This window comes from Flavobacterium saccharophilum, assembly GCF_900142735.1.
Lineage (GTDB): Bacteria > Bacteroidota > Bacteroidia > Flavobacteriales > Flavobacteriaceae > Flavobacterium > Flavobacterium saccharophilum.
This window is the reverse complement of sequence record NZ_FRBY01000002.1, coordinates 963502-982158: the sequence shown is the minus strand read 5'-3', so window position 1 is coordinate 982158 and position 18657 is coordinate 963502. Positions and strand designations below refer to the sequence as shown.

16 protein-coding genes are annotated in these 18657 nt (G+C 32.9%); 8 read left to right on the top strand and 8 right to left on the bottom strand.

Going from position 1 to position 18657, the window contains the following annotated elements:
- Positions 1–32 precede the first annotated feature (32 nt).
- The 5 genes from mnmA (at position 33) to BUA98_RS09725 (ending at position 6957) form a co-directional block, all read left to right on the top strand.
- Complete coding sequence (gene mnmA, locus BUA98_RS09745) at positions 33–1220, top strand: tRNA 2-thiouridine(34) synthase MnmA (RefSeq protein WP_072971589.1); 1188 nt, start codon at positions 33–35, stop codon at positions 1218–1220.
- 44 nt (positions 1221–1264) lie between these two features.
- Positions 1265–2869 (top strand): S8 family serine peptidase, encoded by a 1605-nt coding sequence (locus BUA98_RS09740; RefSeq protein WP_072971586.1) that lies wholly within the window; start codon positions 1265–1267, stop codon positions 2867–2869.
- A gap of 12 nt (positions 2870–2881) precedes the next feature.
- Positions 2882–3826 (top strand): NAD(P)H-dependent flavin oxidoreductase, encoded by a 945-nt coding sequence (locus tag BUA98_RS09735; protein WP_072971583.1) that lies wholly within the window; start codon positions 2882–2884, stop codon positions 3824–3826.
- A gap of 20 nt (positions 3827–3846) precedes the next feature.
- Positions 3847–4257 (top strand): hypothetical protein, encoded by a 411-nt coding sequence (locus tag BUA98_RS09730; RefSeq protein WP_072971580.1) that lies wholly within the window; start codon positions 3847–3849, stop codon positions 4255–4257.
- Positions 4258–4512: 255 nt separating this feature from the next.
- Positions 4513–6957 carry a T9SS type A sorting domain-containing protein gene (locus BUA98_RS09725; protein ID WP_072971577.1) on the top strand — a complete coding sequence of 815 codons (2445 nt, stop codon included), beginning with the start codon at positions 4513–4515 and terminating at the stop codon, positions 6955–6957.
- Between the two features lie 92 nt (positions 6958–7049).
- Here BUA98_RS09725 and BUA98_RS09720 read toward each other — a convergent pair whose 3' ends face one another.
- Entirely contained in the window at positions 7050–7481 is a 432-nt protein-coding gene (locus tag BUA98_RS09720) for a DUF4268 domain-containing protein (RefSeq protein WP_072971574.1), read from the bottom strand.
- 92 nt (positions 7482–7573) lie between these two features.
- Between BUA98_RS09720 and BUA98_RS09715 the strand changes: the two genes are divergently transcribed.
- Together BUA98_RS09715 and BUA98_RS09710 are read left to right on the top strand one after the other, a co-directional pair.
- Positions 7574–8224: an NUDIX hydrolase gene (locus tag BUA98_RS09715; protein WP_072971570.1), complete on the top strand. Its 651-nt coding sequence runs from the start codon at positions 7574–7576 to the stop codon at positions 8222–8224.
- A 125-nt stretch (positions 8225–8349) separates the two neighbouring features.
- Positions 8350–9180, top strand: a complete 831-nt coding sequence (locus BUA98_RS09710) for a lysophospholipid acyltransferase family protein (protein ID WP_072971566.1) — start codon at positions 8350–8352, stop codon at positions 9178–9180.
- A 107-nt stretch (positions 9181–9287) separates the two neighbouring features.
- Here the strand turns inward: BUA98_RS09710 and BUA98_RS09705 are convergent, their stop codons facing one another.
- From BUA98_RS09705 to BUA98_RS09695, 3 genes are read right to left on the bottom strand one after another with little or no spacing between them, the layout of a single operon-like run.
- A complete protein-coding gene (locus BUA98_RS09705; protein WP_072971563.1) occupies positions 9288–9920 on the bottom strand; it encodes a hypothetical protein in 633 nt (210 codons plus the stop codon).
- Positions 9921–9928: 8 nt separating this feature from the next.
- On the bottom strand, positions 9929–10423 hold the full coding sequence (locus BUA98_RS09700) for an RNA polymerase sigma factor (RefSeq protein ID WP_072971560.1): 495 nt from the start codon (positions 10421–10423) through the stop codon (positions 9929–9931).
- 42 nt (positions 10424–10465) lie between these two features.
- Positions 10466–11527 (bottom strand): DUF3810 domain-containing protein, encoded by a 1062-nt coding sequence (locus tag BUA98_RS09695; protein WP_072971555.1) that lies wholly within the window; start codon positions 11525–11527, stop codon positions 10466–10468.
- A gap of 176 nt (positions 11528–11703) precedes the next feature.
- On the opposite strand from BUA98_RS09695, the gene BUA98_RS09690 reads away from it, so the two are divergent.
- The gene (locus BUA98_RS09690) at positions 11704–13164 is read left to right on the top strand and encodes an aminoacyl-histidine dipeptidase (RefSeq protein WP_072971552.1); all 1461 of its coding nucleotides are present in this window, start codon (positions 11704–11706) and stop codon (positions 13162–13164) included.
- A gap of 248 nt (positions 13165–13412) precedes the next feature.
- On the opposite strand, the gene BUA98_RS09685 is transcribed toward BUA98_RS09690, so the two are convergent.
- The 4 genes from BUA98_RS09685 to BUA98_RS09670 form a co-directional block, all read right to left on the bottom strand.
- Positions 13413–14720, bottom strand: coding sequence for a DUF389 domain-containing protein (locus tag BUA98_RS09685; RefSeq protein ID WP_086065220.1), 1308 nt, complete (start codon positions 14718–14720; stop codon positions 13413–13415).
- A gap of 205 nt (positions 14721–14925) precedes the next feature.
- Positions 14926–15699 carry a carboxypeptidase-like regulatory domain-containing protein gene (locus BUA98_RS09680; protein WP_072971549.1) on the bottom strand — a complete coding sequence of 258 codons (774 nt, stop codon included), beginning with the start codon at positions 15697–15699 and terminating at the stop codon, positions 14926–14928.
- Positions 15700–15903: 204 nt separating this feature from the next.
- Entirely contained in the window at positions 15904–17829 is a 1926-nt protein-coding gene (locus tag BUA98_RS09675; RefSeq protein WP_072971546.1) for a DEAD/DEAH box helicase, read from the bottom strand.
- Positions 17830–18023: 194 nt separating this feature from the next.
- The gene (locus BUA98_RS09670; protein ID WP_072971542.1) at positions 18024–18602 is read right to left on the bottom strand and encodes a non-canonical purine NTP diphosphatase; all 579 of its coding nucleotides are present in this window, start codon (positions 18600–18602) and stop codon (positions 18024–18026) included.
- Positions 18603–18657: the final 55 nt, after the last annotated feature.

Genomic DNA, 18657 nt, shown 5'->3' with positions numbered 1-18657 from the left:
TTGCACCCTTGTAAAAATATAAACGATTTAGAATGAAACGTGTAGTAGTTGGACTTTCTGGTGGAGTAGATTCGAGTGTTGCAGCTTATTTATTGCAACAACAAGGATACGAAGTTATTGGCCTTTTTATGAAGAACTGGCATGATGACTCGGTTACTATTTCTAACGAATGTCCGTGGTTAGAGGATAGTAATGACGCTTTGTTAGTTGCTGAAAAACTTGGGATACCGTTTCAAACTGTCGATTTAAGCGAAGAGTACAAAGAAAAAATCGTTGATTATATGTTCAACGAATACGAAAAAGGGAGAACTCCAAATCCTGATGTGCTTTGTAACCGCGAAATCAAATTTGATGTTTTCATGAAAATCGCCTTAAGTCTTGGTGCTGATTATGTGGCAACGGGACATTATTGTCAAAAAAATGAAATTGAAGTAGATGGTAGGCCAGTTTATCAATTGATTGCCGGTGCCGATAACAATAAAGATCAGTCGTATTTTTTATGTCAATTGTCACAAGAACAATTGGCAAAAGCATTGTTTCCAATTGGGGCTTTAACAAAACCGGAAGTGCGTGAAATCGCTGCTGAAATGGATTTGGTAACGGCTGAAAAGAAAGATTCACAAGGTTTATGTTTTATTGGAAAAGTACGTTTGCCTGAGTTTTTGCAACAAAAATTGCAACCTAAAGAAGGTAAAATTGTTCAGATTGATAAAAATGATCCAATTTACAATATTGAAAAACCAGTTGGTTTATCATTAGAAGAAGAGTTAAAATTAGAAGCTCAGAAACGTGCTTATCTTCCAACAATGGGAAAAGTAGTTGGAAAACATCAAGGCGCTCATTATTTTACTATTGGACAAAGAAAAGGTTTGAACGTAGGTGGAACAACTGATCCATTATTTATTATTGCGACTGATGTTGAAACTAATACTATTTATACAGGTTTAACGAGCAATCATCCTGGTTTATTCAAAAAAGCTTTATTTATTGAAAAATCTGAAGTGCATTGGATTCGTACCGATTTGACTTTAAAAGCTGGTGAAACAATGGAAGTGATGGCAAGAATTCGTTACCGTCAGCCTTTACAAAAAGCGACTTTGCTTCAGTTTGAAGATGGAATGTATGTTCATTTTGATGAGCCGCAATCTGCCATTACTGAAGGTCAGTTTGTTGCCTGGTATTTCGATGATGAATTAGTTGGTTCGGGAGTAATTTCTTAGCTTTATACTTTTTTACAAAGGTTTATCCTTTAAAAAAGTAAACTATGAAATACTATTTCACGTTTGTTTTATTGTTCGTTTTTTCTGCGATGTTTTCGCAAGAAGATGCATGGGTTTATTTTAAAGATAAACCAAGCGCACAGCTCTTTTTGAATAAACCCTTAGATATGCTAACCCAGCATTCTTTAGACCGAAGAACGAATCAGAACATCTCTTTAGATGCTACTGATGTTCCAGTTGAAAAAAGCTATTTTAGTCAAATAAAAGCGAGTGCAGGAATTACCATTATGGCAAATTCAAAATGGCTGAATGCACTTCATATTCGTGGAACTCAGGCTGATATTTTGGCTCTAAAATCATTTTTATTTGTTGAAAAAGTTGTATTTGCAAATAAGGCTTTAAATACTACTTCTAAAAAAGTTTCAGAAACCAAGTTAATTCAAACAAATGATAAGCTTAAAACGTCTATTGATTATGCTTATGGAAATTCTGCAAATCAAATTCAAATGCTTAACGGTCAGGCTTTGCACAAGCAAAATTATACAGGTTCAGGAAAAATAATTGCGGTTTTAGATGCCGGTTTTCCAGGTGTAAATACAGCAACGCCTTTTCAAAATTTACAGGCAAAAAATCAGATTTTAGGTGGTTATGATTTTGTTAATCGAAACACCAATTTTTATACAGGTGATGATCATGGAACTTTAGTACTTTCAACAATGGGAGGCTATAAAGAAAATGAATTGGTTGGCACAGCTCCTGATGCTTCATATTACTTATTTATAACAGAAAATGATGCTTCTGAAAATCCTGTTGAAGAATCGCTTTGGGTGGAAGCAGCAGAAAAGGCAGATAGTTTAGGTGTTGATATTATAACCACTTCATTAGGTTATTTTGGATATGATAATGTTGATTATAGCCACACCTACAGTGATATGAATGGCAGTACTAATTTTATTTCCCGTGGTGCAGAAGTCGCTTTCAGTAAAGGAATAATTGTTGTTGCTTCAGCAGGAAATGAAGGCAGAACGGCTGAACCGCACATTGGAGCGCCAGCGGATGCAGTTTCAGTTATTACGGTTGGTTCTGTTGATTCAGCAAAAATAAAATCTAATTTCAGTTCTATTGGCCCTAGTTTCGATAATCGAATAAAACCCGATGTCATGGCTCAGGGAACCGCTACAGTTGTGTCTAGTGCTACAGGTAGTATTGGAACTGCTAATGGAACTTCATTTTCATGTCCGGTAATGGCGGGAATGATTGCCTGTTTATGGCAGGCTTTTCCAACGAAAACAAATAAGGAAATTAGGCAAATGCTTTTGGAAATTTCTGATCGATATGCTACTCCAGATAATAGTTATGGATATGGAATTCCAAATTTCGGATCTACTTTAGGAGTTGAAAATTTTCTGGCTTCTTCTGATTTTTCAGTATTCCCGAATCCATCTAAAACTTTCGTTTCTTTTTCTTTTTCAAATGAAAATTATGACGCATTAGTATCCATTTACTCCGTTTTGGGGCAAAAATTAATCGAAAAACAAATTACAAATCAAAATCCAATTCTTTCTGTAGAGGCATTAAATAGTGGACTTTATTTCTATACTTTTGAGGCCGAAGGTTTACATAAAACCGGAAAGATAATCAAACAATAAGAACCTGCCTGCATGAATAAAATCACACAACTTTTCAATATAAAATATCCAATAATTCAAGGCGGAATGATTTGGAACAGCGGTTATAAACTCGCTTCTGCAGTAAGTAACTCAGGAGGCTTAGGTTTAATTGGTGCTGGTTCAATGTATCCTGAAGTTTTAAGAGAACACATTCAGAAATGTAAAAAAGCGACTGATAAACCTTTTGGAGTTAATATTCCGATGTTGTATCCAAATCTGGAAGAAATTATAAATATCGTGGTAGAAGAGGGCGTGAAAATCGTTTTTACTTCGGCAGGGAATCCTAAAACCTGGACTTCTTTTCTTAAGGAAAAAGGAATTACGGTAGTTCATGTTGTGAGTAGTAGTCTTTTTGCTCTAAAAGCACAAGAAGCGGGAGTAGATGCCATCGTTGCAGAGGGTTTTGAAGCAGGCGGACACAATGGTCGTGATGAAACGACAACACTGACTTTGATTCCGATGGTGAAAGAAAAAATTCAGATTCCGATTATTGCTGCTGGTGGAATCGCAACAGGTAGAGGAATGCTGGCTACAATGATTTTAGGCGCGGACGGCGTTCAGGTTGGAAGTCGTTTTGCAGCTTCAATAGAATCTTCTGCACACAATAATTTCAAAGAAACAATAGTTAGAGTAAAAGAAGGGGGTACCCAATTGACCTTAAAGGAATTGGCTCCGGTTCGATTGGTAAAAAATAAGTTTTATCAGGATGTTCAGAACCTATATGAAAATTGCCCTTCAAAAGAGGAATTAATTCAGCTTTTAGGAAGAGCAAGAGCTAAAAAAGGAATGTTTGAAGGAGATCTTGATGAAGGCGAACTTGAAATTGGACAGATTGCCGGACTCATTCACGAAATTTTGCCGGTCGAACAAATTATTGAACAAATGATGACCGAATTTGATGTGGCAGCCAAAGAAAAGGCTAAATTTGAATTTTAATTTTCCCCAAGAAATACAATATGAATTCTATACGAACCTACATAATATTACTTTTTTTGGCATTTGGTCTGCAACAGGTTCAAAGCCAGTCTTATCAATTTAAAACATCAGGATTTAGTGTTTTAGAAAAAAATGAAAGAGGAAAATGGGGTGACTGGTCAAATCTTGATTTAGTGAATCTCTCGGTAATTTTAGACACTAATAAACACAGAATTGTAGTTTATTCGCAGGAAATTCAGCTTTTTAATATTTTAAATTATATAGAAAGAGAAGAAAATGACACCGATGTTGTTTATTCATTTATGTGTAAAGATAATGACGGACGAGAGTGTAAGTTGTCTATTATTACACGTAAAAAACAAGATTACCGCAAACAGCTTTACATTAACTATGATGATCATATTATTGTTTATAATATGACTAGTGTGTAAAAACATTCATATAAAAATAAAACAATAAACCCGACAAATTTTAAAATTTGTCGGGTTTATTGTTTTAAAACTTAATCTGAGACTTCAATAAGTTTTTTAAAAGAAAATACTTATTTTAAGAGTTTGTAATGAAAATTGTTATATTTGACTTGTTAAAAATATTCGTATTTTCTTGTTTATTTAGTAAAAATAATGAGATATTGAATCGTTTTTTAAAGAAAGTCCTAACTATAAAACAATTAACCTACATTGCGTATGAAGAAATTCTACTCTTTATTCTTGCTTACTTTTTTTGGAATTTTATCATCATATGCACAAACTTTTGATGAAACTTTTGTTCAGCCAACACCTTATAAGGCGGCTCAAATTGCCGTAACAAAAGAACTTCCTGACGGTAGAATTTTACTCGGAGGAAAAATTACATTTTTTAAAGATAAAAAAGTAAATAATCTTATCAGATTAAATGCTGATTATTCTCTGGATGAAACTTTTTTATTTAGCAACCCCGATGATTTAATAATTAGAAAGGTCCAGTTACAAAGTAACGGTGATATTATTGTTGTTGCTCACGTTGATAATCCTTACAACAATGCTTTTGAAAAAGCTATAATTTTTCAGCTTACTTCTAATGGTGAAGTAAAAGCTAAAATTACAGGATTAGAAGATATTACTTCTATTGCGATACAAAATGATGATAAAGTTTTGGTTTCTAGTGGTTCTGTTGCTAGCGGGTATGTTCATAGATATAATAGCGATCTAAGTGTTGATGCAACTTTTAGAAATGATCTTTCTTTTAATAAAAAAGTAAGCGATGTTAAAGTTTTTGGTAATGCGATTTATGTAGCAGGAATATTTACAGAAATGGAAGGGATAGTAAAAAATAGCCTTGTTAGACTGAATTCCGATGGAACTCTGGATGCTACTTTTGATGTAGGTCTTGGAGCTGGTGATCATGAATTTTCAATGATGCTGCAAGATGATGGTAAAATATTGATTAGCGGTAACTTTACTAGAGTTGTTAATGATTTACCAACATATAATATGTGCAGGCTTAATTTAGATGGTACATTAGATAAAACTTTTTTGTCTCAGTATTATGGTTATTCGAATGATTTTGTAGTAAAAGACTCTTTCATATATCTTGAAACTTTTTTAAATGATGATGTATTGAAAGGTTATCACATCATAAAACTTAATAATAACGGAACATTAAACAAGCAATTTACACCAATTAAACTCAATGAATTTTGGTACAATAATTTTTCTCTGAATTTAGTTAATGAGACACTTTTTTATAATAACTGTGAATACACAGGGAATAAATACGGTTTATCTATAGCTGATTTAAATGGAAATACAATTGATTCATCTGAATTAAAACCTAGCCAGTTTGGGAGTTTTCAAACCGGTGGTAATTTTGATGGAAAGTTGGTTGTTAAAGGAGATTTTGTAAAAATTAATGATGTAGAAACTTTCGGTATTGGTTTATTAGATGAAAATGGTGGCGTTGACAAATCTTTTATTTTTCCTAAATATCTTGGAGATATTAAGCAAGTTCAAATTATAGATAATACTACAATTTTTGTTAGCACTAAAGACAAATTGATAAAATTAGATAATAGTGGAAATATCGTAAAAGATTTTGACTATAAAACTGATTCTAAGTTATTAGGTGTAGAGCAGTTTAGAGTTTTAGAGAATGGTAAAATTTTGATTACCGATCAATGGGGTTTGTATTTGTTGAATGCAGAAGGTAAACAAGAAACGGAATATAAATTAAATACAAATTCAGACTATTGGACTACTGGAGTCAATTTTGAAATTCAAAATGATAAAATATTATGCAAGGCGCAATTTGAAAGTTTTGGTGCGGGATATGTTCCTAAAAGTAAATTGATGAGATTTAATATGGATGGTACACCTGATTCTAGTTTTAAAATTGGTGAATCTGACTCTGGAATTGCTAAAATTAAAACACTAAACTCGGGTGAGATTATAGTTGCAGGTAGATTTTTAAACTATAATGAAATTAGCACTTCTAACCAATTCCTTAAATTGTCTAAAGATGGAGAAGTTGATCTTAAATTTATAGAAAATCTTGAAATACCAAAAATAGGAATTAGTGGAGGGAAATATTACGATTACAGAAAAATAGAAGAGATGGATGGTGTAATTTATGTTACACAAGGAGATTCAAATATTACAGCAATCTATTTAGATGGAATACCTAAAAATGATTTTGAAATGCCTACAGTCATCGATAGTATTACAGATATTATTCCATTGGAAAATCAAGAAGAAGGTTCGACAACCGATCGTAAATCAAAAACAACTGATAACACAACTAATTACATGATTGCCATAGGTACAAATAATGTTACCAAAGGTCTATCATCAGTAATTGTAAAAGTTAATCTTGGAGCAAAAACGTTGTCAGTTAATCCGACACCAGAAGTGCTAAGTTCAAGTATACAGATGTATCCCATTCCGGTAAAGGAGAAGTTAACTTTGTCTTTTTCACGTTCAATTGTGCCAACAAAAATTGCCATTTATTCGGTAAATGGAGCGGAGGTATATACAGCTGATTTAAAAAGTACGGAAAGTCCAGAAATAGATATGAGCCAACTCAATTCTGGGATTTATTTTGTAAAAGTTTTTTCTGATGCAGGAACTGAAACTAAAAAGATAGTTAAAAAGTAAATTAGAATTTTAGGATCAAAAACAAAAGGCTCTGAATTTTCAGAGCCTTTTGTTTTTTAGTACCTCAGTATCTCAGAGTCTTTGTATCTTTTCTAAATATCTTTAATAAACTCATCATACTCTAAATAAAACATTTCAAGAGCATGCATTTTCTCATTAAAGAAATCAAAAATAGCATCCCAATTATTTCGATTGCTAAAGCCTAATCCTGTTTTTTCAACCCAAATGCGGCTGATAGTTTTACCACTTTCTAAGGTGTAGTTTTTCTCATAAACCAAATCCTGAACAAATTCTTCTTCCAGAATATTTTTTAAAGCTTCTATTTTTTCAAAATATGCTGTTCTTTTTTCGTCACTTCGGTGTTCAATATCAATTAAAACCTGAGCTTTTTTGTTATCAACGAAAAATTTAAAAGAAAAGTCCTTTATTTTAGTGTCATAAAGAACCCATTTGCGTGGGTATTTCTCGGCGAAAGCCACCCAAAATTCTCTTTTTATCTTCTGTGATTCTTCTTTACTGTACATTTTTATGGGCTTTGGTTCTGGAAAACTTGTAAAAACGCGTTTTCTGGACTATATTTATATTTTATTTGAAAATACAAAAATAAACTTTGAATATGGATTTTCAAGATTTTTTACAATATGTTCCTAATTTAATTCCAGTTGAATTGCCGGCCACTTTGGCCCACATAAAGATGGCTCCAAAAGGACGCATTGAAGAACTTAAAAATTTTGATTTAACAACTAAAACACCCAGAATTGCTGCGGTCATGATGTTGTTTTACCCTAAGAATGATGAAACACATTTAGTTTTAATTGTTCGGAATGCTTATAATGGTGTCCATTCTTCTCAGATTGCCTTTCCTGGAGGTAAATATGAAATTTCAGATATTAATTTTGAAGAAACAGCGTTAAGAGAAACGGAAGAAGAGGTTGGTGTTTCATCTGAAAAAATTGAAATAGTTAAGCATTTTACCCCGATGTATATTCCGCCAAGTAATTTTTTAGTACATCCCTTTTTGGGAATTGCCAAAGAAGAACTTTCATTCTTTCCTGATATCAGAGAAGTAGCTGATATTATTGAATTGCCGCTATCCGATTTTTTAAATGATGAAATTATTATTGAAGCCACATTGTCAACTTCTTACGCTGCAAATGTTTTAGTTCCGGCTTTTAATATTCAAAATCATGTTGTTTGGGGAGCAACGGCGATGATATTGAGTGAACTAAGAGAAGTACTTAAAATAACTTTTGAGGAAAATTCGTAAAAACGAAAAATTAATAATTTGATATTCATTATAATAACAATTTATTTCCGAAATTGCTTAATAGTATTGCTAAAAGAATAATTTTTGTATGTTTGCGACCTAATAAAAAAAAACAATAAGCACTTATGGGATTGTTTAAACGAAATCCTTTTGGACATATATTATTCATCAAGAAATGGTTAATCCGAATCTTGGGCTCTATGACGCACCGCAGATACAGAGGTTTTAATGAATTGCAGATTGAAGGATCCGAAATTATTAAAACACTTCCAGATAATAATGTATTGTTTATTTCGAATCACCAGACTTATTTTGCTGATGTTGTAGCAATGTTTCACGTCTTTAACGCAAGTTTAAGCGGACGTCAAGACACTATTAAGAACATTGGTTATTTGTGGCAGCCTAAAATGAATATTTATTATGTTGCTGCAAAAGAGACCATGCAAGCAGGTTTGTTGCCAAGAATTCTGGCTTACGTTGGTGCTATTACAGTAGAAAGGACATGGCGCGCAAAAGGCGTCGATGTTACAGAAAAACGTGAAGTTAACCCAAATGATACGGAAAACATTAGAATTGCCCTTGAGGATGGTTGGGTAATTACTTTTCCGCAAGGAACAACAAAATCATTTAAACCAGTTCGTAAAGGAACAGCGCATATTATAAAACAGCATAAACCAATTGTAATTCCGATTGTTATAGACGGTTTCCGTCGCTCATTTGACAAAAAAGGATTGCGAATGAAGAAAAAAGGGATTCTACAATCTTTTATAATCAAAGAACCTCTTGATATTGATTATGAAAACGATACTATTGAAGAAATTGTAGAAAAAGTTGAATATGCTATTGAACAACATCCGTCATTTTTAAAAGTTATTCCAGCCGAAGTAATTAAGGCAGAGGAAGAACTTAACGAAATGAGAAGATGGAGTTATAAGGAACCAGAAAATGAAAATTAGATTTTTAAATATTTTTTAGGTGTGATAAAATGATAAGCGGTTATTATTTTCTATTGACTTAAAAGAAAACCTTTGAACCTTTGCCTCTCTGAACCTTTGTACCTTTTTTAAAAATCAATTTTCTTCAACTCTTTATAATTAGCATATAATCTTCTAAGTAGAGTTCCGTAAAGTAAACGGTAAAAACACCAGAAGAGCCCAAAAAAGGCGCAGGAAACTAAAATTGCTATTCCAAAAGTTACAAACATAGCTTTACCATTTGCAGCCAATTTTTCTCTTATAAAGGCCATGTCAGGATTATATACAAAAGCCACAAAGAAACTTAGTATCGCTATTATAACAATCATTCCCAGATTATACCAAACATAATACTGTACTGTTTTGCGCGTTCTTAAAATGGCGCTCATCAGTGATTTGGTTGCAACTGTTGTTGAAATTGTAGTGTAGTTTTTATAGAAAATAAATACGAAAATCAATCCAACTAAATAATTTAGGTAAGTCAGGTATTCAAGTGCGTTGACAATTTCCGGATGATTTATTTTTTGTAAAGCATCATCAGTATTAAGGAATAAGTTTGAAAAAGTCCAAAATGAAATCTCCAAAATACTGATTATCAGAATCCACTTCACGATTGAAGATGATTTTTTGTGAATCATTTTGTAGATTTCCTGTTCAGAAATTTGTTGAAAAGAATCCGAGTTCTTTTTCCAGTCTTTTTTTAATAAATCCAGTTCTTTCATAATAATTTTTAAGGATTTAGTATTTTTTTAAGTTTCCCTTTAATTCTGTTCATTTTCACGCGCGCATTCACTTCGCTGATCCCTAAGGTCTCCGCTATTTCTTGATAATCTTTGTCTTCTAAATACATAAAAACTAATGCTTTTTCGATGTCATTAAGCTGATAAACGGCTTTATACATCAATTTAATCTGTTCTTCCTCTTCATAGTTGTAATCAACATCTTTTACAAAATGCTGATGACTTTCATATTCTACTGTCGATATGGTTCTTTTGGTTTTTCGATATAGGGTTATGGCAGTGTTTAAAGCCACACGATAAGTCCAGGTCGAAAATTTACTGTCGCCCCTAAATTTCGGATAAGCTTTCCAGAGCTGAATAGTAATTTCCTGAAACAAGTCTTTATGTGCATCTTCGCCAGCAGTATACAATCTACAAATCTTGTGGATTATATTCTGATTAGCCTTCAATTGCGTAACAAATGACTGTTCTAGATTTTCGCTCATATTAGTATTAGTAGTATTGAAATCTATTTTGTTACAGATGAGTTATAATTTTCTGGTTTTATAATAATTCACCATCAAATCTACAAATTTACTGTAACTGTCCATGCCATCTTTCTGATTGTTTGTTTTTAAGAAATTATCGTAAAAAACATGAAAACCTTCGTCTATAAAAGTGTCATACTTTTTCCAGAAATCATGACTTTCCTTATAGTTTTTTAAAATCCCAACATTAGTTTGTTTCTTTAATTGCTCGAAAATTTTCTCGTTCTTAACTTGCCAGATTCCTAAGCAATAGCGTAAAGCAAAACTATAACCGGAATATTGAAAGTATAAATTTTTGTTTTTTACAGAAGCTAAAACGCCAATAAAATTGCACTCACTTTCACTTGCAAAACCTATTTGATGTGCCATTTCATGACAAGTAGTAACCGGGAAATTGTACATTGGTAATAAGTCATTTACCTGAGCTTCATTAGTAAACGGATTGAGATATCCGCCAAAACCCATGTAGGTCAAAGGCAGGCTAAAAAGAGATTTTTTCACACTTAAAATTTCATATTTGAAATAAGGATGTTCTTTTGATAGGTTTTCGTAACCATCCAGATTCATATGAAAAGCTTCTTTTTGAGAGTAGGGAAACACGACTTTTGAACTGTCATTTTTTGCGATCTGAAACTGAATTTCATTGGTTTTTAAAATTAGTTTTTTGGTGAAAGCCAATAATTCAGCATCAGTATATTCTCTTTTGATCTCCATTTTTTCGAAAAGTGGTTCGCGATAATAATTGAATGCCCAGAGAACATGAAATAAAAAATAAAAAACAGAAATCTTACCAAAGATTTTTAGTAAATGATCCTTCCAGTCTGTTCTCCATGTTTTTCTGATTTGCCAAAACCAGATTATTATTGATATAATAAGAAGTGCATAAATAAGATCACCAATAGAAAAAGGAATTTTGCCTAAAAGAGTTCGTGAGAAATGCGAAATTCTAACAAATAAATTATTGCTATAGGCACCTTCAATAAAATCCGGAAAAAAAGGCAGAATCTTTAAAAAGATAATTTGAATTACTAGAAATAAGGGGAGAATGTATTTTGATTTCACAATGCAAATTTTTGATACGTAAATATAAATACAATATTAGAACTAAAAAAAGATTGTATTTATGGAATTTGATTTTAAAGTAGTTAATTAGTGCTAATTCGTGAAATTTGTGGCGAAAAAAAATATAAACTTTGTAACTTTGACATTCTTAATTGTTAAACTTCAAACAAAATATAATGAGTCAGGAAATAAGAAATCTGGAGCCTAAAGCGCTATGGAATAAATTTGCAGATTTAAACGCTGTTCCGCGTCCGTCAAAGAAAGAAGAACGTGTGATCGAGTTTATGAAAAATTTTGGAAATAGTCTGGGTTTAGAAACTTTTGAAGACGAAATTCGAAATGTAATTATTCGTAAACCTGCTACTCCGGGAATGGAGAACCGTAAAGCAATAGTAATGCAAGGGCATCTTGATATGGTGCACCAAAAAAATGCTGATACTGTTTTTGATTTCGATACACAAGGAATTGATATGTATGTTGATGGTGACTGGGTTCGTGCACGTGGTACTACACTTGGTGCTGATAACGGATTAGGGGTTGCAACAATTATGGCAATTCTTGAAAGTAAAGATATTCCGCATCCTGCAATTGAAGCTTTATTTACTATTGATGAAGAAACTGGAATGACAGGAGCTTTAAATCTTAAAGGAGGAATTCTTCAAGGTCAGATTTTATTGAATTTAGATACTGAAGAAGATGATGAGATTGATATCGGATGTGCTGGCGGACTCGATGTAACGGCTACAAGAACCTATCATGAAGAAGAAGTGCCGGAAGGATCAGTTGGTCATATTATTACGGTAAAAGGCTTAAATGGAGGTCATTCAGGAATGGATATTCATAAAGGTTTGGGTAATGCCAATAAAATAATGAATCGTTTGTTGTTTGACGCTTTTGAAAACTTCGGTTTGCAGGTTGCTGAAATTAACGGAGGAAGTTTGCGTAACGCTATCCCAAGAGAAAGTGTTGCAAAGGTGATTATTTCTGAAATGTTTGATGAAGCATACATCTTTGATATGCAGGAAATCATCAACGATATTAAAGCAGAATATAAAACGACTGAACCAAACTTATCTATCGAAATCGTAAAATGCGATTTACCAGAAAAAGTTATGGATCTAGGAGTTCAGGAAGGTATCATTAGAGCTATTTATGCTGCTCAAAACGGTGTTTACAGAATGAGTGCTGATATGGCTGATTTAGTTGAAACTTCAAATAATATCGCCCGTGTTATCGTAAAAGACGGTGAAATTTTAGTGGGATGTTTAACACGTTCCTCTGTTGAAACTTCAAAATTTGATTTAGCGAATTCATTGCGTTCTGCTTTTGAATTAGTAGGTTGTGAAGTTGAACTTTCGGGTTCTTATCCAGGTTGGACACCAAATGTAAATTCTGAAATTTTAGATACTTTAGTTGGAATCTACGAAAAGCAAAATAATGAGAAACCAAAAGTGGTTGCTTGTCACGCTGGTTTAGAATGTGGAATTTTAGGAACAAATTATCCTGAAATGGATATGATTTCTTTTGGACCAACAATTCACGGTGCACATTCGCCTGACGAAAGAGCAAGTATTTCATCTGCTCAAAAATACTGGAAATTTGTATTAGAGATTCTTTCGAATATCCCAGTTAAATAGTAGTTTTCAGTGTTCAGTTTTTTAGTATTCATTAAATCTGTATACTAAAAAGCTGAACACTGCTTACTTTTTTAATCTCTCTTCGGAGAATTTTTCTTCTCTCGTTTCTCTTCTTTCTTTTCCTTAGCCGTTTTTAACGGTTCTTTTTTTGCTGTTTTTTTAGCATCTTGACTCTTTGACATATTTTTTTGATTAAGTTATTTTATTAATTTTCAAGTAAATATACTTTCTATTTTTGGTTTATGATGTTAGTTTTGCTGATATACTTCAATTGAATCTTTGGCAAGTCTTTGTTTTAGCCACAATTTCATTTTTATTTGTGTTGGTTCATCAAGATCTTTTTTGCTCTGGAAAAGAATTACCGGAATAACTTTCGATCTAGTTGTTTCATTCTCAATAGTGTAATTTCCTATTTTGAGAGAGGTTACTGCAGGGAATAAAATTTTAGCTTCATTGCTAATCTGGTTCGTGTTGAAATTATATTGCGATAATTGATTTCTAAGACTATTGATTAAAATATCTTTTTGATCGACCACACTTTGATTGTTATTAATTTGATTCATAATATCTTTCCTCAAATTAACGGTGTCTTGTCTAATAATGAGTTTTGTATTAGGTAAGTCGTAATTAATTAGCTTCTTGTTAAGATTTGCAATTTCAGTATCATTAAATTTTTTGGTTAAAAAAGCTACCTCAATTTTTTTTGGATCTGTATTGTATCGTATTTTTTTATAAATGATTGGGTAATCTTTATTGTGAAATTCATCCTGAAGAAAAACTTCTACTCTGGAATTATAACTTTTTTGATTGTATAACTGATAAGCAAAATAGACACTTGGTGTAATTAAGAATAAAATTAAAATTGAGATTACGTATTTTACTCGTTTTTGATGTTTTTGATCAAGCTGTTTTGCAATTGGGTATTTTAGGTATTTTACAATCAAAAAGGTTGCAATACAAATGAAAACACAATTAATAGTATACAGATACATGGCTCCCAAAAAGTACATGTAATTACCTAATGCTAATCCGTAACCAGCGGTACAAAGCGGAGGCATTAAAGCGGTTGCAATAGCTACTCCCGGAATTGGATTTCCTTTTTCTACCCGTGTTACGGCTATCACACCCACTAATCCTCCAAAAAAAGCAATTAAAATGTCATAGATATTGGGAGAAGTCCTGGCTAATAATTCCGATTGTGCTTCTTTAAACGGGCTAATATAAAAGTATAGGGTAGAAGTAACTAAACTTACCAAAGTGGCAATAATCAGGTTTTTAATTGATTTTTTTAAAAGTTCAAAATCATACATTCCTAGACCAAATCCGGCGCCTACAATTGGCCCCATTAAAGGAGAGATTAACATAGCTCCAATAATGACCGCTGTTGAATTTACATTTAGTCCTACTGAAGCAATAATGATCGCACAAGCTAAAATCCAAATATTAGAACCTCGAAATGACACAGTACCTGATATATTTTCGATAACAGATTTTTTGTTCTCTTCACCTCTATGAAGATCTATAAAATTTAAAATTTTTTGAGTAATGTCTGTCATGGTTTGAAATTAAATTTTATATAGAAATTAAATTTTAGATAGAAGTAAGGATGTCTAATTTAATCAAAAAAAGGCATTAAATGCTTGATTTGTGAGAGAAACTATTTGAAATGGCTAGAAAAAGAAGGTAAAAGTTTCTCTTTCAGATATAAAAAAATCCTTAATTAAAAATTAAGGATTCGAATATTTTGATTTAAAACGAAATCTAATTTCGTTTTAAAACTTTGTATTGTTCGTAACAACCGCTAATAGCATCCAGAATTTGTAGATCATTTGCAGATTGAATAAAGGAGTCAGAATAGTTACAACGTGATAAAATTTCGGGAATTTCATCTTTACTTATTCCTAAAAGCACAGCAAGTGTTTCACGATCGTACTTCGATTCTAAAAGATTTCGAATAGTATCGTCTTTTTTCATATCCTTTAACTTCTTGAGTTCTTTGCCGCTTTTTCCAAAGAAATTATAGAGCATATCAGCTGGATTGAAAATCGATCCTAAAACTTTTCCAAAGGCGTTTGGAGCATATTCGCCTGCTTCATAGCCTTGTGTTAGTCCGGAAATACTATAACGGTAATTTTCTTTGGTTGGAATTAATTTAGAGTCAACTTCAAGATATCCTGTCAGATTAAAAGGGGCAATTACAACTTCTTCAAGAGCAATAGCTTTTTCTGTAAGCTGAATCCTTGTTATCTTATTTTTTATCCAGTCATTAGTTACTCTGATTCGCAGAGACTGAAATCCTAAAAGAGAGAAATGTAGTGTGTCGTTTGGCTGCACATCAATTTCAAAATATCCTTTAGCATCAGACTGTGCACCACGCACTTTGTTGGTGTTAATGATATTTACATTAGGAATTGGCTGTTTACTATTATCGTTGTAGATATAACCAGAAACTCTCTGAGGAGTGGTAGTTTCAGTTTCTTGTGCGAAACTGATGGTCGATACTAGTATAAAAAAGAAAACTGCGAAATATTTCATATCCTGATTTAAAGCACTAAAAGTAGTAAATAGGGATTAAATATTTCGCAGTCTTGGAATATAATTATAAGAAAATTAACAAAGCAAGTAGTGTTGCTTTGTTAATTGTCTTTGAATTAGAGAACTCAAAGATAGAGATATAAAAAAATCCCAAATTCCAATTATGTATGGAATTTGGGATTTTATATTTAAGATATTGACTTATTAGTCTCTTCTTGGTCTTCTTGGTCTTGGCGAATCACCAAAACTTTCAGAACGTCTTGGAGCTCTGTCCGAACCTCCTTCTGTTCTTGGAGTTGCGCTTCTAAAACCACCTTCTCTTTTAGGAGCAGATGAATTTCTGTCGCTTCTGAAACCACCTTCTCTTGGAGCTGAATTTCTATCGCTTCTGAAACCTCCACCACCAGAACCTTCACGTCTTGGTCCGAAACTTCCTCCGCCAGAACCTTCACGTCTTGGACCACCAGAGCTTCTTCCGCCACCAGAACGTCCGTTATGGTCACGTCTTCCGCCACCATCATTTTTAGAAATTTCAACATTAATACGACGTCCTTCTAATTGTACGTTGTTTAATACTTCCATTACTTTATCAGTGTGCTCAGGATCAGTGTTAAAGAAAGAGAAACCTTCTTTTACATCTACTTTGAAAACGTCATCACGACCTAAGTCTAATGTTTCTTTCAAGTAATCTTTTAGCGTCATCCAATCGAAATTGTCTCTTGAACCGATGTTTACGAAATAACGAACAGCTCCATTATTATTGAATTCTCTTGGCTCAGAATCACTTCTTTCACGTCTTTCTCCAGATTGAGTAGAAATATCTCTGTTCTTTTTATAGTAAGCAATAAAACGGTTAAATTCTACTGAAACCATTTTCTTAATCAACTCCTCTTTAGATAAACCTTCAAGAACATTGTTGATTGCTGGTAAGTAGTTGTCAATTTCGTGATCAACTTCAGTATCTTTAATTTTGGTTGCTAAGTGTAATAACTGAATTTCGCAGATTTCGATTCCAGATGGAATAGTTTTTTCTTCGAATTTTTGTTTGATGATTCTTTCGATAGAAGAAATTTTACGCAACTCACTTTTTGTAACAATTACAATAGAAGTTCCTAATTTTCCAGCTCTACCAGTACGTCCAGAACGGTGATTGTATGTTTCAATTTCGTCAGGAAGTTGGTAATTTACTACGTGAGTAATATTATCAACGTCAATACCACGCGCAGCAACGTCAGTAGCAACAAGCATCTGAATTTGTCTTCCACGGAAAGATTTCATTACACCATCACGTTGCGCCTGAGATAAATCTCCGTGCAATGCAGCAGCGCTGTATCCATCTTCAATTAATTTTTCAGCTACAGCTTGTGTATCTCTTTTAGTACGACAGAAAACCACAGAGAAAATATCTGGATTTGCATCGGCTAAACGTTTTAAAGCTTCGTAACGGTCACGGGCATTTACTAAGTAAAATTCGTGAGAAACTGTTGCAGAACCTGAGTTCTTAGCTCCAACAGTAATTTCAACCGGGTCGCTCATGAATTGTTTTGCAATTCTGGCAACCTCTTGTGGCATAGTTGCAGAGAACAACCATGTACTTTTTTGATCTGGAGTATCTGATAAAATAGATACGATGTCTTCATAGAATCCCATGTTCAACATCTCATCAGCTTCATCCAAAATACAGTAATCTATATTTTTAATGTTTACTAAACCTCTGTTAATCATGTCTTGCATTCTTCCCGGAGTAGCTACAATAATTTGTGCTCCTCTTTTAATGTCCCTAGCTTGCTCTGTAATACTAGCCCCGCCGTAAACTGCTACCACATTAATACCTTTCTCGTATTTTGAGTAGTTTTTAAGTTCGTTGGTAATCTGTAAACAAAGTTCTCGTGTTGGCGATAAAACTAATGCTTGTGTATTCCTGTTGTCAGCATCAATTTTTTGAATTAGCGGAAAACCGAAAGCTGCCGTTTTCCCTGTCCCTGTCTGAGCCAACGCAACCATATCCGTGTCTTTTTCCAATAATAGGGGAATCGCTTTCTCCTGTACTTCTGACGGATTCTCAAATCCTAGATCTAAAATCGCCTTCAGTAACGATTCATTCAATCCTAATTGTTCAAATTTATTCATATGTGTATTTAAAATAGGGTGCAAAATTACTGTTAATATTCCACATAAACTAATGCATTTTTAAGAATTATGCATTTGTTATGATTTGATTATCAAAAAGTTATGTTTATCGCAAAATCGATTTGATAAGAAAATGAATAATTTTACGTCGAGTAATATAAATTTTACCCTTTAAAATGTTGGATTTTAAACAATTATTTTGTGGAGTTCAGAAAATCAATTAGTTGCTGAGTTGCTTTTGCACGGTGACTAATTTTATTTTTGATTTCTGAAGATAATTCAGCAAATGTTTCTGAATACTTCTCAGGCTGAAAAATAGGATCGTATCCAAAACCGTGATTTCCTGCTTTATTAAAAGTAATCTCTCCCTTTGCAAGTCCGGTAAATAAATGTTGTTCACCGTTTAAGTTTAAAGCAATAACGGTCTTGAACTGTGCGCTGCGATCTGATTTGTCTTTTAGTGCATCCAAAAGTTTATTCATATTATCATCGGCATTACGTTGTTCTCCCGCATATCTAGCCGAATAAACGCCAGGTTCTCCATTTAAAGATGCAACTTCCAAACCAGTATCATCTGCAAAACAATCGAAGCCGTATTTTTCAGTTACATAATTGGCTTTCAAAATGGCATTTCCTTCAATAGTATCAGCCGTTTCCGGAATTTCTTCATAACAGTCAATTTCTTCGAGACTTAATAATTGTATCGATCCATTTAAGATACTTTGAATTTCTTTTATTTTATTTAGATTGTTTGATGCAAAAACGAGTTTCATAATAACGAGTTTAGTTGTATTAGTAATTGTAATACAAATTTAGAATTCTTATATT